13 protein-coding genes and 1 other RNA gene are annotated in these 15,120 nt (G+C 57.8%); 10 read left to right on the top strand and 4 right to left on the bottom strand.

Features of this window, described 5'->3' with window-relative positions:
• Nucleotides 1-63 precede the first annotated feature (63 nt).
• Together rpiA and serA are read left to right on the top strand one after the other, a co-directional pair.
• Nucleotides 64-723: a ribose-5-phosphate isomerase RpiA gene (gene rpiA / locus ACVV26_RS03735; protein ID WP_183170162.1), complete on the top strand. Its 660-nt coding sequence runs from the start codon at nt 64-66 to the stop codon at nt 721-723.
• A gap of 269 nt (nt 724-992) precedes the next feature.
• The gene (gene serA / locus ACVV26_RS03740) at nt 993-2,231 is read left to right on the top strand and encodes a phosphoglycerate dehydrogenase (protein ID WP_312980709.1); all 1,239 of its coding nucleotides are present in this window, start codon (nt 993-995) and stop codon (nt 2,229-2,231) included.
• Between the two features lie 38 nt (nt 2,232-2,269).
• On the opposite strand, the gene ACVV26_RS03745 is transcribed toward serA, so the two are convergent.
• The 3 genes from ACVV26_RS03745 to zapA all read right to left on the bottom strand — a co-directional run bounded on the left by ACVV26_RS03745 (nt 2,270) and on the right by zapA (nt 3,483).
• A complete protein-coding gene (locus tag ACVV26_RS03745; RefSeq protein WP_474800055.1) occupies nt 2,270-2,869 on the bottom strand; it encodes a 5-formyltetrahydrofolate cyclo-ligase in 600 nt (199 codons plus the stop codon).
• A 59-nt stretch (nt 2,870-2,928) separates the two neighbouring features.
• Nucleotides 2,929-3,112, bottom strand: a non-coding RNA gene (gene ssrS, locus ACVV26_RS03750) — 6S RNA.
• A 41-nt stretch (nt 3,113-3,153) separates the two neighbouring features.
• The gene (gene zapA, locus ACVV26_RS03755; protein WP_002434440.1) at nt 3,154-3,483 is read right to left on the bottom strand and encodes a cell division protein ZapA; all 330 of its coding nucleotides are present in this window, start codon (nt 3,481-3,483) and stop codon (nt 3,154-3,156) included.
• Nucleotides 3,484-3,644: 161 nt separating this feature from the next.
• Between zapA and ACVV26_RS03760 the strand changes: the two genes are divergently transcribed.
• From ACVV26_RS03760 to ACVV26_RS03795, 8 genes are all read left to right on the top strand, one after another.
• Entirely contained in the window at nt 3,645-4,226 is a 582-nt protein-coding gene (locus tag ACVV26_RS03760) for a YecA/YgfB family protein (protein WP_312980715.1), read from the top strand.
• Between the two features lie 25 nt (nt 4,227-4,251).
• Complete coding sequence (pepP, locus tag ACVV26_RS03765) at nt 4,252-5,568, top strand: Xaa-Pro aminopeptidase (RefSeq protein WP_474800056.1); 1,317 nt, start codon at nt 4,252-4,254, stop codon at nt 5,566-5,568.
• The gene (ubiH, locus tag ACVV26_RS03770) at nt 5,565-6,740 is read left to right on the top strand and encodes a 2-octaprenyl-6-methoxyphenyl hydroxylase (protein ID WP_474800057.1); all 1,176 of its coding nucleotides are present in this window, start codon (nt 5,565-5,567) and stop codon (nt 6,738-6,740) included. The genes pepP and ubiH overlap by 4 nt, the downstream gene beginning before the upstream one ends.
• Before the next feature lie 10 nt (nt 6,741-6,750).
• The gene (gene ubiI, locus ACVV26_RS03775) at nt 6,751-7,953 is read left to right on the top strand and encodes an FAD-dependent 2-octaprenylphenol hydroxylase (protein ID WP_474800058.1); all 1,203 of its coding nucleotides are present in this window, start codon (nt 6,751-6,753) and stop codon (nt 7,951-7,953) included.
• 411 nt (nt 7,954-8,364) lie between these two features.
• Nucleotides 8,365-9,462 carry a glycine cleavage system aminomethyltransferase GcvT gene (gene gcvT / locus ACVV26_RS03780; protein ID WP_474800059.1) on the top strand — a complete coding sequence of 366 codons (1,098 nt, stop codon included), beginning with the start codon at nt 8,365-8,367 and terminating at the stop codon, nt 9,460-9,462.
• Nucleotides 9,463-9,488: 26 nt separating this feature from the next.
• Nucleotides 9,489-9,878, top strand: a complete 390-nt coding sequence (gene gcvH / locus ACVV26_RS03785; RefSeq protein WP_474800060.1) for a glycine cleavage system protein GcvH — start codon at nt 9,489-9,491, stop codon at nt 9,876-9,878.
• Nucleotides 9,879-9,988: 110 nt separating this feature from the next.
• Complete coding sequence (gcvP, locus tag ACVV26_RS03790) at nt 9,989-12,862, top strand: aminomethyl-transferring glycine dehydrogenase (protein WP_474800062.1); 2,874 nt, start codon at nt 9,989-9,991, stop codon at nt 12,860-12,862.
• Nucleotides 12,863-12,923: 61 nt separating this feature from the next.
• Nucleotides 12,924-13,667 carry an SDR family oxidoreductase gene (locus tag ACVV26_RS03795; protein WP_474800063.1) on the top strand — a complete coding sequence of 248 codons (744 nt, stop codon included), beginning with the start codon at nt 12,924-12,926 and terminating at the stop codon, nt 13,665-13,667.
• Between the two features lie 25 nt (nt 13,668-13,692).
• Here ACVV26_RS03795 and ACVV26_RS03800 read toward each other — a convergent pair whose 3' ends face one another.
• A complete protein-coding gene (locus ACVV26_RS03800; protein WP_474800064.1) occupies nt 13,693-15,084 on the bottom strand; it encodes a cytochrome c peroxidase in 1,392 nt (463 codons plus the stop codon).
• Between the last annotated feature and the right edge of the window lie 36 nt (nt 15,085-15,120).

A 15,120-nucleotide genomic window follows, 5' to 3' on the forward strand; every position in this document is an offset into this window, starting at 1 on the left:
GCCCCTTTTCGTCACGCCTTGTTCTATAATGCGCCACAGATTTCATACCACAGGCAAAAGACCATGACGCAGGATGAACTGAAAAAAGCAGTGGGTTGGGCAGCGCTTCAGTATGTGCAGCCCGGCACCATCGTAGGAGTGGGTACAGGATCGACCGCCGCACATTTTATTGATGCGCTTGGCACCATTAAGCATCAAATCGATGGCGCGGTTTCAAGCTCTGATGCTTCCACCGAAAAACTCAAGGCGCTCGGCATCACCGTTTACGACCTCAACGAGGTGGATTCGCTGGGGATCTACGTTGACGGCGCTGACGAGATCAACGGTCATATGCAGATGATCAAAGGCGGTGGCGCGGCGTTAACCCGCGAGAAAATCATAGCCTCGGTGGCGGAGAAATTTATCTGTATCGCGGATGCGTCCAAGCAGGTGGATATCCTTGGCGCGTTCCCGCTGCCGGTGGAAGTGATCCCGATGGCCCGCAGTTGCGTGGCGCGTCAACTGGTTAAGCTGGGCGGCCGTCCGGAGTATCGCCAGGGCGTGTTGACCGATAACGGCAACGTGATCCTTGACGTGCATGGCCTTGAAATTATTGACCCTGTGGCGCTGGAAAACGCAATTAACAGCATTCCAGGCGTGGTCACGGTAGGGCTGTTTGCTAACCGTGGCGCAGACGTCGCACTGATCGGCACCGCCGACGGTGTGAAAACCATCGTGAAATGATCTGAGCGGGGTACGAAAGTGCCCTGTTCCAGAAAAAAATTTCCCCAGGGAAATTTGGTGACATCTGTCACAATTACGACACACTCCTGTCATTCCTTTTGTCTTTATTCTTTGGAGCAATATTTTATTCTGGCTTTTGCAGTTGGATGATATTTCTTCAAAATCGTGACGCAAACGTTCATATTGCCGGGCCGCGAAATTTTGATATGTTGGCAGAAGGGTGACTTATTACCCAGCACAACATCAGCTCAGAATAACAGGGTCGGGAAATGGCAAAAGTATCACTGGAAAAAGACAAGATTAAATTCTTACTGGTGGAAGGTGTTCACCAGAAAGCCATCGATAGCCTGCGCGCAGCAGGGTATACCAATATCGAATATCACAAAGGCGCGCTGGACAGCGAGCAACTGAAAGAGTCCGTCCGTGATGCCCATTTCATCGGCCTGCGATCCCGTACTCATCTGACTGAAGAGATCTTCGCTGCGGCGGAAAAACTGGTGGCGGTAGGCTGTTTCTGCATCGGCACCAACCAGGTTGACTTGCAGGCGGCGGCGCGTCGTGGCGTGCCGGTGTTTAACGCGCCATTCTCTAATACCCGTTCGGTTGCCGAACTGGTGATCGGCGAACTGCTGCTGCTGCTGCGCGGCATACCTGAAGCAAACGCCAAAGCGCACCGCGGTATCTGGAACAAACAGGCGGCGGGCTCTTTTGAAGCGCGTGGTAAAAAACTGGGGATCATCGGCTACGGCCATATCGGCACCCAACTGGGCATTCTGGCGGAATCGCTGGGTATGCACGTTTACTTCTACGATATCGAAAGCAAACTGCCGCTGGGCAACGCCACGCAGGTACAATTTCTCTCTGAACTTCTTAACATGAGCGACGTGGTTAGCCTGCATGTGCCGGAAAACGCCTCCACCAAAGATATGATTGGCGCGGAACAGCTGGCGCTGATGAAGCCGGGCTCGCTGCTGATCAACGCCGCGCGCGGCACCGTGGTAGATATCCCGGCGCTGTGCGATGCGCTGTCACGCAAACATCTGGCGGGTGCGGCAATCGACGTATTCCCGACCGAACCGGCCACCAACAGCGATCCGTTTAACTCACCGCTGTGCGAATTCGATAACGTGATCCTGACGCCGCACGTGGGCGGCTCCACCCAGGAAGCGCAGGAAAACATCGGCCTGGAAGTGGCAGGTAAACTGGCGAAGTACTCTGATAACGGCTCGACCCTGTCAGCCGTGAACTTCCCGGAAGTGTCGCTGCCGTTGCACGAAGGGCGCGTCAGCCGTCTGCTGCACATTCACGAAAACCGTCCGGGCATTCTGACCGCTATCAACCAGATCTTCGCCGAGCAGGGCGTGAACATCGCGGCCCAGTATTTGCAAACCACGTCGCAAATGGGTTATGTGGTGATTGATATCGATGCGGAAGAAGATGTTGCGTTTAATGCGCTACAGGCGATGAAAGCGATCCCGGGCACCATCCGCGCGCGTCTGCTTTACTGATTTTTCTGAATCGAAAAAACCCACTTCGGTGGGTTTTTTTATTGCCATTGCCAGGTAGCGGTCGGCGTGATCACGGCGGGCAGTGGAATATCCCACTCTTCAACCGGCAGGGATTCTACCTGTTGGCAATCATGGGCATAGCCAACCGGGAAAAGGCCGTGTTGACGCCAGTTTTGTAGCGTGCGGTCATAAAAGCCGCCACCCATGCCGAGGCGCTGACCAGCGGAATCAAACGCTACCAGCGGGGTAACCAGCACATCGAGTTGGTGGAGCGGTAAAACGTGGCGCACATCCAGCACTGGCTCATGAATTTTAAACTGATTGAGCACCAGATCGCTGTCAGGAAAGTAGCGCAGAAACAGCAGATTCCCCGGACTAAACGGATGCAGTACCGGCAGATAGACTTTTTTACCCGCGCGCCATAGCCCTTCGATTAATGGCCGGGTATCCAGTTCGCCATCGAAAGAGAGAAACAGCGCCACGGTGTGCGCCTCAACAACCGGCGCAAACGCCATCATACGTGCGGCACCCTGCTGGGCGGCGTGCAACTGTTGCTGCCGGGTAAGAGATTTTCGGCGTAATCTGATCTGCTGGCGGATTTGCTGGCGCGTTGAAATGGGTAAAAGCTGTCGGGTCATGAAACAGTATCCTTCAGTGTGAAGGTGTCGCTGTTGGCGTGGCTGATGAGGTAGGGAAGGGAATCTCCGAGATGCCGCCGCAGGCTGTAACCCTTGAACCCTTGGTTCAAGGTGAATGTGTCGTCATGGTCTTAAGGCTTCTCGGGCGAACCGAGCATGCTCACCGACCGTGGAGCGCCACATTCTGTTGGTATGAAATATCGGCTCAGGGGACTGGCCCGCTTGCGAACATCTCAGAGAAATTTTTTCTTCACGGTCACTCTACCATAGTAGACCCTGAAGTGTTATTCAAACTTCGGCCCTGTTCTCTCACTTATGCGACCTTGCTCAAGTAATGCCTGTTCAATGGTCTGCTGGAGCATTCTGATACGCTGTTCCATGCTTTCAGCGTAGTCGCGAGTCTTGGCCTTTTCCTGCGTTAGTTCATAGCAAATGTTGAGTGCTGCGATGAAGACTAACTGCTCGGTATTTGTGACTCTAGTGCGAACTTTTAGATCTTGCAACCGTTGATTCAGCTCTTCTGCAGCCTGATTCAACGCATCTTTTTGTTCAGGCGGACAATTCACCCGCAGTGAACGCCCAAAAATTTGGATATCGACTGGTTGTGCAGACATTCCACCTTCCTGCTGTTGACTCGCCTGCTACCGCAGCCGGGGCTGCGAAGGGGCGACACTATAGCTACCCTTATATGAAGATACAAGCCCTTTTCTGGTATCCCCAGGGCCCAAAGTGGTAGCATAACACGAACTTTTCCTCCCAACGACGATGAATGCGCATGTCTATACAGAACGCTTTACCTGGTTACGATGACGTTAACCAGTTACTCACCCAACAGGGTGTGGGACTGACGCCCGCCGAAATGCATGGCCTCATCAGTGGGATGCTGTGCGGCGGCAACCATGACAGTAGCTGGCAGCCGCTGTTGCACGACCTGACCAACGAAGGTCTGGCCTTTGGTCAGAACCTGGCGCAGGCGCTGCGCCAGATGCACTCCGCCACCAGCGATTCGCTGGAAGACGACGGTTTTCTGTTCCAGCTCTACCTGCCGGATGGCGATGACGTCACGGTATTTGACCGCGCCGATGCGCTAGCGGGCTGGGTTAACCACTTCCTGCTGGGCCTCGGCGTTACCCAGACTAAGCTGGATAAAGTTACCGGCGAAACCGGCGAAGCGATTGACGATCTGCGCAATATCGCCCAGTTGGGTTACGATGAAGAAGAAGATCAGGAAGAATTAGAAATGTCTCTGGAGGAGATAGTCGAGTACGTCCGCGTTGCCGCGTTGCTTTGCCACGACACCTTTAGTCGCCAGCAGCAGCCGACCGCGCCGGAAGTGCGTAAACCGACACTCCATTAATTTTCGTCACCGCGTAGGAGGCGCCATGACCCAACAGGAATTCCTTCGTCGTCGCCAGCAATTACTGGCAAAAATGGCGCCAGGCAGCGCCGCGTTGATTTTCGCCGCGCCGGAAGTTACCCGCAGCGCCGACAGCGAATACCCATTCCGCCAGAACAGCGATTTCTGGTACTTCACCGGATTTAACGAACCCGAAGCCCTGCTGGTGCTGATCAAAAGCGACGATACCCATAACCACAGCGTGCTGTTTAACCGGCTACGCGATAAAACGGCGGAAATCTGGTTTGGCCGCCGTCTGGGGCAAGACGCCGCGCCGGAAAAACTAGCCGTAGACCGCGCGTTAGCCTGGGATGAGCTCAACGAGCAACTGTTCCAGTTGTTGAACGGGCTCGACGTGGTGTACCACGCCCAGGGCCAGTACGATTTTGCCGATACGGCGGTGTTCCACGCGCTGGATAAACTGCGTCGCGGCTCGCGCCAGAATCTCACCGCGCCCGCCACGCTTACCGACTGGCGTCCGTGGGTACATGAAATGCGCCTGTTTAAATCCGAAGAAGAGATCGCCGTGCTGCGCCGCGCTGGAGAAATCACCGCGCTGGCGCACACCCGGGCTATGGAGAAATGCCGCCCAGGAATGTTCGAGTATCAGCTCGAAGGCGAAATTCTCCATGAATTCAACCGCCACGGCGCGCGTTTCCCCTCTTACAACACCATTGTGGGTGGCGGCGAAAATGGCTGCATTCTGCATTACACCGAAAACGAATCGCAGTTGCAGGACGGCGAAATGGTGCTGATCGACGCGGGCTGCGAATACCAGGGCTACGCGGGCGATATCACCCGTACCTTCCCGGTCAACGGCAAGTTTACCCCGGCTCAGCGCGACATCTATGACATCGTGCTGGCGTCGCTGGACGCGGCGCTTGAGCTGTATCGTCCTGGCACTTCAATGCTGGAAGTCACCCAGCAAGTGGTGCGCATTATGGTCACCGGCCTGGTGAAACTGGGCATTCTGAAGGGCGATGTCGAGCAACTGATTAGCGAAAACGCCCACCGGCCTTACTTTATGCACGGCTTAAGCCACTGGCTGGGGCTGGATGTGCATGACGTCGGAGTTTATGGCCCGGATCGCTCCCGGACTCTGGAGCCGGGCATGGTGATTACCGTGGAGCCGGGCCTGTATATCGCGCCGGACGCCGACGTACCGCCGCAATACCGCGGCATCGGTATCCGGGTTGAGGACGATATCCTGATCACCGCCACCGGTAATGAAAACCTGACGGCAAGCGTCGTGAAGCGCCCCGACGATATCGAAGCGCTAATGGCTGCGGCGAAACAGCCATGAGCATCATCCTCGTCGGCGGAGGAATGGCGGGCGCGACCCTGGCGCTGGCGATTTCCCACTTAACCCAGGGCAAGCTGGCGGTGCATCTGGTTGAGGCGACGCCGCCTTCCAGCACCGCACATCCTGGGTTTGATGCGCGCGCTATCGCGCTGGCCCAGGGCACCGTGGCGCAGCTGGCGCGCATCGGTATCTGGCAAAATCTGGCCGACTGCGCCACTGCCATTGAAACGGTGCATGTCAGCGACAGAGGCCACGCCGGGTTCGTCACCATCGACGCGCGGGATTATCAGATTGATGCGCTGGGGCAGGTGGTTGAGCTGCATGAAATCGGCCAGCGGCTGTTTACCTTACTCAAACGCGCCCGTGGCGTGACGCTGCACTGCCCGGCCAGAGTGACGAAAGTCGCGCGCGACGAACAACATGTTGACGTCACCCTGTCCAACGGCCAGCAGATCCGCGGGGCGCTGTTGGTAGCGGCAGACGGTTCGCGGTCCGCTATCGGCGAGCAGTGCGGCATCCGCTGGCAAAATATTCCTTATCAACAGCTGGCGGTCATCGCCAACGTCACCACCGCGCAGCCGCACCGTGGCCGCGCGTTCGAGCGCTTTACCGAAAATGGGCCGCTGGCGGTATTGCCGATGACCCAGGGGCGCTGTTCGCTGGTGTGGTGCCATTCGCTGGAAAACCAGCAGGTGCTGGACTGGAGCGATGCGCGGTTCTGCGATGAATTGCAGAAAGCGTTCGGCTGGCGGTTAGGCCGCATTACCCATGCAGGGGCCAGAAGCGCCTATCCGCTGGTGCTAAGCCGTGCCGAATCGTCGGTATCCCATCGCGTCGCGCTGGTGGGCAATGCCTCCCAAACGCTGCATCCCATTGCCGGGCAGGGGTTTAACCTCGGTATGCGCGATGTGATCACTCTGGCGGAAAACGTGGCGGCGGCCTGGCAAGCGGGGCAGGATGTGGGCGCCTTCGCGGTACTCAACGGCTGGCAGTGCCAGCGCGAGCCGGATCGCGACGCCACCGTAGGCGTAACCGACGGGCTGGTGCATCTGTTTGCCAATCACTGGTCGCCGCTGGTGGTGGGGCGAAATTTAGGGCTGATGGGCGTTGAGATATTCACGCCAGCGCGCGATGCGCTGGCCAGGCGGACCCTGGGTTGGGTTGCGCGCTAAGGAGAAAAATGTGCAAAGCGTAGATGTGGCGATTGTAGGCGGCGGAATGGTCGGGCTGGCACTGGCGTGCGGATTGCAGGGCAGCGGCCTGCGCGTCGCGGTGCTTGAGCAGCAGCAACCGCAACCGCTGGCGGCGGATGCGCCTTTTGCGCTGCGGGTATCCGCCATTAACGCGGCCAGCGAAAAACTGCTGGAAAAGCTCGGCGTCTGGCAAGCCATTCTGGAACAGCGCGTCAGCCGTTATCACGGCATGGAAGTGTGGGACAAAGACAGCTTTGGACGCATCGCGTTCGACGATAAAAGCATGGGCTTCAGCCACCTCGGCCATATCATCGAAAACAGTGTGGTCCATCAGGCGCTGTGGGAGAAAGCCTCCCGTAACGCAGACATCACGCTAATTGCCCCGTCGCAGCTACAACAGGTGGCATTCGGTGAAAATGAAGCCTTTCTGACGTTGCAGGACGGCACCATGCTGACGGCGCGGCTGGTGGTGGGAGCGGATGGCGCGAACTCGTGGCTACGCAACCGCGCGGATATTCCGCTGACGTTCTGGGATTACGGGCATCAGGCGCTGGTAGCGACGATCCGCACCGCAGAGCCGCACGGCGCGGTGGCGCGGCAGATTTTTCATGGTGAAGGCATTCTGGCATTCCTGCCCTTACCCGATCCGAACCTGTGCTCCATCGTCTGGTCACTGTCGCCGAAAGAGGCGGAGCGGTTACAGCAGTGCGATGTTGAGACCTTTAACCAGGAACTGTGCATCGCCTTTGATAACCGGCTCGGCCTGTGTTCATTGGAAAGCGAGCGTCAAATCTATCCGTTGACCGGGCGCTATGCCCGCCAGTTCGCCGCCCATCGTCTGGCGCTGGTGGGCGACGCGGCACACACCATTCATCCGCTCGCCGGACAGGGCGTCAACCTCGGCTTTATGGATGCGGCAGAACTGATTGCCGAGATCCGCCGTCTGCACAAGCAGGGCAAAGATATCGGGCAGCACCTCTACCTGCGCCGCTACGAACGCAGCCGCAAGCACAGCGCGGCGGTAATGCTGGCGAGTATGCAGGGGTTTCGCGAACTGTTTGCCGGGAGCCATCCGGCCAAAAAACTGCTGCGCGATGTGGGGCTGAAGCTGGCGGATAAATTGCCGGGCGTCAAACCGCAGCTTATTCGTGAGGCGATGGGCCTCAACGACCTGCCTGACTGGTTACGTTAACTCGATCACACTTCCCTTTTCAGGCACTGAGAAGGGAAGCTTCTCCTCATTTGAATTATTCTAATTTGACCGGATTTTTCGAATTAGTTTTATTAATGTGGCGATTTTTCGCTTTTAGCGATTTCATCCGAATTTCCGACGTAAATGCTTCCTCGTAAAAAATCATTCCCCTTTATGTTGCGTTTATGTGTCTGTATTCGCATTTTTCCAGTGAATTCCACTGTAGCCTTCTTTTCCCATTTTGGTCATAAGCTAATGTAATGACCCATTTTCGCGTGTGGTTTGTCCCGGCGTTAGATGGTAACGTCAGGCCAAAGGTAACGTTTGCGTCGGCGGCGGGAATGATGCCGACGCCGGGTTTCGTCCAGTAGTAAAGAGGCAACAGGCCTCTGCTGACTGAAAGAGGAAAAGATGGCTCAACAGACTCCTTTGTTCGAACAACACACGCTCTGCGGCGCGCGCATGGTGGATTTCCATGGCTGGATGATGCCGCTGCACTACGGCTCGCAGATCGATGAGCACCACGCGGTGCGCAACGATGCCGGAATGTTCGATGTATCCCATATGACCATCGTCGACCTGCATGGCGATCGCACCCGCGAGTTTCTGCGCTATCTGCTGGCAAACGACGTGGCGAAGCTTACCCAGCCGGGTAAAGCGCTGTACAGCGGGATGCTCAATGCTTCCGGCGGCGTGATTGACGACCTGATTGTTTATTTCCTCACTGAAGATTATTTCCGCCTCGTTGTTAACTCTGCCACCCGTGAAAAAGACCTCGCCTGGATCACCCAGCACGCCGAACCGTATGCCATCGACATCACCGTTCGCGATGACCTGGCGCTGATTGCCGTTCAGGGCCCGCAGGCGAAACAGAAAGCCGCTACCCTGTTTACTGATGAACAACGCCAGGCCGTGGACGGCATGAAGCCGTTCTTTGGCGTGCAGTCCGGTGATGTGTTTATCGCCACCACCGGCTACACCGGCGAAGCGGGTTATGAAATCGCGATGCCGGTAGAAAAAGCGGTCTCTTTCTGGAGCCAGTTAGTTGAGGCAGGCGTGAAGCCGTGCGGGCTTGGCGCGCGCGATACGCTGCGCCTGGAAGCGGGTATGAATCTGTACGGTCAGGAGATGGACGAAGGCGTTTCCCCGCTGGAAGCCAATATGGGCTGGACGATTGCCTGGCAGCCGGAAGATCGTGATTTTATCGGCCGCGAAGCGCTGGAATCCCAGCGCGAAAAAGGCACCGACCAACTGGTTGGCCTGATCATGAAAGAGAAAGGCGTACTGCGTAATGACCTGCCGGTGCGTTTCACCGATGCGCAGGGCAACGTGCAGGAAGGCAAGATCACCAGCGGATCGTTCTCACCGACCCTGGGCTACAGCATTGCGCTGGCGCGCGTTCCCGCCGGGATTGGCGACACCGCCATCGTGCAGATCCGTAACCGCGAAATGCCGGTTATGGTCACCAAACCGATTTTTGTTCGCGCCGGTAAGCCGGTCGTTCAGTAACTGTTTCGTTATTCGGAGAAAAAGAAATGAGCAATGTGCCAGGTGAACTGAAATACAGCAAAGAGCATGAGTGGCTGCGTAAAGAAGCGGACGGGTCTTACACCGTTGGGATTACCGAACATGCGCAGGAACTGCTGGGCGACATGGTATTTGTCGATCTGCCGGACGTTGGCGCAACCGTAAGCGCGGGCGATGACTGCGCGGTGGCGGAATCCGTGAAAGCGGCATCCGACATTTATGCGCCAATCAGCGGTGAAATCGTTGCGGTAAACGACGCCCTGAGCGATTCACCTGAGCAGGTGAACAGCGAGCCGTATGGCGCAGGCTGGATTTTCCGTATCAAAGCCAGCGACGAATCCGAAGTTGAAGCATTACTGGATGCGGCTGGTTACGAAGCCCTGTTAGAAGACGAATAAATACGCGTCATCCTTCATGTTGCAGGGGCGCTGGCTTCTGCAACGTGAATAATTTTTCGAGTACCACCCGTTACCAACCGATTCACTGCACGTTTCAGGAACCCTCGCTCATGACCCAGACCCTCGACCAGTTGGAAAACCGCGACGCGTTTATTGACCGTCATATCGGCCCGGATAGCGAGCAGCTGCACGCCATGCTCAACACCGTTGGCGCGGACTCCCTTGATGCCCTGACGGCGCAAATTGTCCCTGCGGACATTCAGCTGGCGACGCCGCCCGCGATTGGCGAAGCGGCTACCGAATTTGCAGCGCTGGCTGAACTGAAAGCCATCGCCGCCCGCAACAAACGTTTTAAAACCTTTATCGGTATGGGCTATGCCGCCGTGCACACGCCGCCGGTGATCCTGCGCAATATGCTGGAAAACCCAGGCTGGTACACCGCCTATACGCCGTATCAGCCGGAAGTCTCGCAGGGGCGTCTTGAAGCGCTGCTGAACTTCCAGCAGGTGACGATTGACCTGACCGGTATGGATATCGCCTCGGCCTCCCTGCTGGATGAAGCCACGGCAGCGGCGGAAGCGATGGCGATGGCCAAACGCGTCAGCAAGCTGAAGAATGCGAACCGCTTCTTCGTGGCGGCTGACGTACACCCGCAAACGCTGGACGTGGTGCGTACCCGTGCCGAAACCTTCGGCTTTGACGTTATTGTCGATGAACCGCAAAAGGTGCTCGACCATCAGGACGTGTTCGGCGTGCTGTTGCAGCAGGTGGGCACCACCGGCGAAGTGCATGATTACGCTGCGCTGATCGCAGAACTGAAATCACGCAAAGTGGTGGTTAGCGTCGCCGCAGATTTTATGGCACTGGTGCTGTTGACCGCGCCGGGCCACCAGGGCGCGGATATCGTGTTCGGCTCCGCCCAGCGCTTCGGCGTACCGATGGGCTACGGCGGCCCACACGCGGCCTTCTTCGGCGCACGCGACGAGCATAAACGCTCTATGCCTGGCCGTATTATCGGCGTTTCCAAAGACGCGGCGGGCAACACCGCGCTGCGTATGGCGATGCAGACCCGCGAGCAGCATATCCGCCGCGAGAAAGCCAACTCCAACATTTGTACGTCTCAGGTGCTTTTAGCGAATATCGCCAGCCTGTATGCGGTGTACCACGGCCCGAAAGGCCTGAAGCGCATTGCCGATCGCATCCACCGTATGACCGATATCCTGGCAGCGGGCCTGCAACATAAAGGCCTCAAACTGCGCCACAGTAGCTGGTTCGACACGCTTTGCGTAGAAATCGCCGATAAAGCCGCCGTGCTGAGCCGCGCCCAGGCCAAAGAAATCAACCTGCGCAGCGACGTGCTGAACGCGGTAGGCATTACCCTGGATGAAACCACCACCCGTCAGGATCTGCTGAACCTGTTTAATGTGTTGCTGGGCGACAACCACGGGCTGGATATCAGCGAACTGGATAAAGACGTGGCGCACGACAGCCGCTCAATCCCGGACGCCATGCTGCGCCAGGACGCGATCCTGACTCACCCGGTGTTCAACCGCTATCACAGCGAAACCGAGATGATGCGCTACATGCATTCCCTGGAGCGTAAAGATCTGGCGCTCAACCAGGCGATGATCCCGCTGGGCTCCTGCACCATGAAGCTCAACGCGGCGGCGGAAATGATCCCCATCACCTGGCCGGAATTTGCTGAATTGCACCCATTCTGCCCGGTGGATCAGGCCGAAGGCTATCACCAGATGATTGCGCAGCTCTCCGAGTGGCTGGTGAAGCTCACCGGCTATGACGCGCTGTGCATGCAGCCGAACTCCGGTGCGCAGGGCGAATACGCCGGTCTGCTGGCGATCCGTCACTATCATGAGAGCCGCAACGAAGGCCATCGTGATATCTGCCTGATCCCGGCTTCCGCTCACGGCACCAACCCGGCCTCCGCACAGATGGCGGGGATGCAGGTGGTGGTGGTAGCGTGCGATAAGCAGGGCAACATCGACCTGACCGATCTGCGCGCCAAAGCCGGGCAGGCGGGCGACCAGCTGTCGTGCATCATGGTGACGTATCCGTCGACGCACGGCGTGTATGAAGAGACCATTCGTGAAGTGTGCAACGTGGTGCATCAGTTTGGCGGCCAGGTTTACCTCGACGGCGCAAACATGAATGCCCAGGTCGGCATCACCACGCCGGGCTATATCGGCGCGGATGTGTCGCACCTCAACCTGCACAAAACCTTCTGCATTCCGCACGGCGGCGGCGGCCCGGGCATGGGTCCGATTGGCGTGAAAGCGCATCTTGCGCCGTTTGTGCCAGGCCACAGCGTGGTGCAGATTGACGGCATGCTGACCCGACAGGGCGCGGTTTCCGCCGCACCGTTCGGCAGCGCGTCGATTCTGCCGATCAGTTGGATGTACATCCGCATGATGGGCGCACAGGGGCTTAAACGCGCCAGCCAGACGGCGATCCTTAACGCAAACTACATTGCGACGCGTCTGAAAAGCGCGTTCCCGGTGCTGTATACCGGGCGCGATGGCCGCGTGGCGCACGAGTGCATTCTCGATATTCGTCCGCTGAAAGAGCAGACCGGCATCAGCGAGCTGGACATCGCCAAGCGCCTGATCGACTACGGATTCCACGCGCCGACCATGTCCTTCCCGGTTGCCGGGACGCTGATGGTTGAGCCGACCGAATCGGAAAGCAAACTGGAGCTGGACCGCTTTATCGACGCGATGCTGACCATCCGCGAAGAAATCGACCGCGTGGCGAAAGGCGAGTGGCCGCTGGAGGATAACCCGCTGGTTAACGCGCCGCATACCCAGAACGAAGTTGCCGAAGAGTGGGCGCATCCGTACAGCCGTGAGCTGGCGGTGTTCCCGGCGGGCCACGCCAATAAATACTGGCCGACGGTAAAACGTCTGGACGATGTGTACGGCGACCGCAACCTGTTCTGCTCCTGCGTGCCGATGAGCGAATATCAATAACGCAGCGCGTTGTTCTATCCTGTAAGGGCACTTCGGTGCCCTTATTTTTTTGGGGAATGCTATGACTATTGCACTGGTGACCGGCGGTAGCCGGGGGATTGGCAAAGCCACCGCACTGCTGTTGGCGCAGCAGGGAATGCGCGTGGTGGTGAACTATCATCGCGACCAGCAGGCCGCACAGGCGGTGGTAGAGGAGATTATCCAGGCGGGCGGCGAAGCGCTGGCCTGGCAGGCGGATGTCTCTGACGAGCAGCAGGTGGTGGCGATGTTTACCGCGATCGACGAGACCTGGGGGCCGGTTAACGTACTGGTCAACAACGCGGGCATTCTTTCTACCCAGTGCCGGGTAGAAAACCTCACCGCCGAACGAATTAATCGCGTGCTGTCCACCAACGTCACCGGCTATTTCTTATGCTGCCGGGAGGCGGTGAAACGCATGTCTACTGAACACGGCGGCAGCGGCGGGGCGATTGTTAATGTCTCTTCGGTGGCGGCGCGTCTGGGATCGCCGGGGGAATACGTTGACTATGCGGCTTCCAAAGGCGCGGTAGATACACTGACCACCGGGCTGTCGCTGGAAGTGGCGGCGCAGGGCATTCGCGTTAACGGCGTACGGCCTGGTTTTATCTATACCGAGATGCACGCGTCGGGCGGCGAGCCGGGGCGCGTAGATCGCGTTGCGTCTGCTATCCCGATGCGGCGCGGCGGGCAGCCGGAAGAAGTGGCGCAGGCCATCGCCTGGCTGGTGAGTAATAACGCGTCGTACGTGACCGGCAGCTTTATCGATCTGGCGGGTGGCAAGTAGCCGCCCTGGCGGGCGGCTTTAAGGTTTATTCCAGCGGCGCGGGTTTATACACGCCGTTCAGGCTTTGCAGAAACGCCACAATATCATCCACGTCGGACTGCGGTAGTTCAGTGCCCACCTGGTAACGCAGCATCAGTTTCACCGCCTCATCCAGGGTCGCCACGTCGCCACGGTGGAAATACGGCGCGGTGAGCGCGATGTTACGCAGCGTTGGCACTTTCTGGCGCAGGCGGTCGCGTTCGTCATGGGTGACGTTCATACGCCCAATATCCGCCGGCAGTACGTCGCCAAACGTAAACGCTTTCTTCAGGCCCAGCGGCTCAAAGGTTCTGCCGCCGAGGATCACGCCGGTATGGCAGGTGGCGCACTTGTTGTCTTTGAACAGCTTCCAGCCCTGTTTCTGCTGGGCGGTTAACGTGTTTTCATCGCCGCGCAGATAGTTGTCGAACGGCGAGTTCGGCGTAATCAGCGTTTTTTCAAACTCGGCAATGGCGTCGGTAATGGTGTCGCCGCTTAATCCTTCCGGATAGACGGCGGTAAAGTCGCGCTTGAGGATCGCATCCTGGTTTAGTTTGGCGGTGATGTCATCCCAGGATTTGGATGCCATTTCAATCGGATTAAGCGGCGGGCCACCGGCCTGGGCTTTGAGATCCGGCGCACGGCCATCCCAGAATTGAACCACGTTAAATACCGAGTTAAACACCGTTGGCGCGTTTATCGGCCCGATTTCACCGCGCACGCCGGTTGAGGTTTTCCGTCCATCCACGCCGCCCGCGCCTAACTGGTGGCAGCTTGCGCAGGAGATGGAATTGTCATCGGAAATGCGCGGATCGTGGTACAGCCGGAAGCCCAGTGCGGCTTTGCGCGCATCGTAAGGGACGGTTTGCGGGATCGGCTGGACCGGCTCGTTGCGGTGCTGCTCCGCCATATCGTCGGCAGCGTAATACTTCAGACGCTGGGCTTTGATCCAGTCGAGCACTACGCCGCGTTCATCGTCGCTCATTTTGCCGTCCCAGTGCAGGGCGGTGTAGCGCGTCGGCGGCATGGTCTGGTGCGCCATCACCCATTCGATTTTGGTCAAATCGCTTTGCAGCGCGGGCGTGTCGTCAATCAGGCTCTGACGCAGCGGGGTGAGGTTGAACGATTGGTAGCCAAGATGCATATCGTAGTTCATCAGCTGCTTCGCGATCGGCAGCGAGGCATAGAACGGCAGATCGCTGGACACGGTATGGCAATAGTCACACCCTTTGTCACGCATGATCGCCAGCACTTTATTGTTTTGCGGTGAAGCAGAGGTTTGAGTCAACGCGCGGCTGTTACGCTCGCTGTCGTGGTAATACACATACGCCACGAGCCCGAGGTAGCCTACAAGACCGACGCCCACAACACCCAGCGCCAGTTTAGTGAGGTTTTTCATCTTATTATCCCTTCAAGGTGAATGAGGTCTCAGAGA

The organism is Atlantibacter sp. MEI4A-1023, from assembly GCF_056155425.1.

Excerpts from the sequence above, each read along its gene's own strand:
- serA (WP_312980709.1), top strand. The coding sequence starts at position 993 with ATGGCAAAAGTATCACTGGAAAAAGACAAGATTAAATTCTTACTGGTG.
- ACVV26_RS03760 (WP_312980715.1), top strand. The coding sequence starts at position 3,645 with ATGTCTATACAGAACGCTTTACCTGGTTACGATGACGTTAACCAGTTA.
- gcvT (WP_474800059.1), top strand. The coding sequence starts at position 8,365 with ATGGCTCAACAGACTCCTTTGTTCGAACAACACACGCTCTGCGGCGCG.
- gcvP (WP_474800062.1), top strand. The coding sequence starts at position 9,989 with ATGACCCAGACCCTCGACCAGTTGGAAAACCGCGACGCGTTTATTGAC.
- gcvH (WP_474800060.1), top strand. The coding sequence starts at position 9,489 with ATGAGCAATGTGCCAGGTGAACTGAAATACAGCAAAGAGCATGAGTGG.
- ACVV26_RS03800 (WP_474800064.1), bottom strand. The coding sequence starts at position 15,084 with ATGAAAAACCTCACTAAACTGGCGCTGGGTGTTGTGGGCGTCGGTCTT.
- zapA (WP_002434440.1), bottom strand. The coding sequence starts at position 3,483 with ATGTCTGCACAACCAGTCGATATCCAAATTTTTGGGCGTTCACTGCGG.
- rpiA (WP_183170162.1), top strand. The coding sequence starts at position 64 with ATGACGCAGGATGAACTGAAAAAAGCAGTGGGTTGGGCAGCGCTTCAG.
- ACVV26_RS03795 (WP_474800063.1), top strand. The coding sequence starts at position 12,924 with ATGACTATTGCACTGGTGACCGGCGGTAGCCGGGGGATTGGCAAAGCC.
- ubiH (WP_474800057.1), top strand. The coding sequence starts at position 5,565 with ATGAGCATCATCCTCGTCGGCGGAGGAATGGCGGGCGCGACCCTGGCG.
- ACVV26_RS03745 (WP_474800055.1), bottom strand. The coding sequence starts at position 2,869 with ATGACCCGACAGCTTTTACCCATTTCAACGCGCCAGCAAATCCGCCAG.
- pepP (WP_474800056.1), top strand. The coding sequence starts at position 4,252 with ATGACCCAACAGGAATTCCTTCGTCGTCGCCAGCAATTACTGGCAAAA.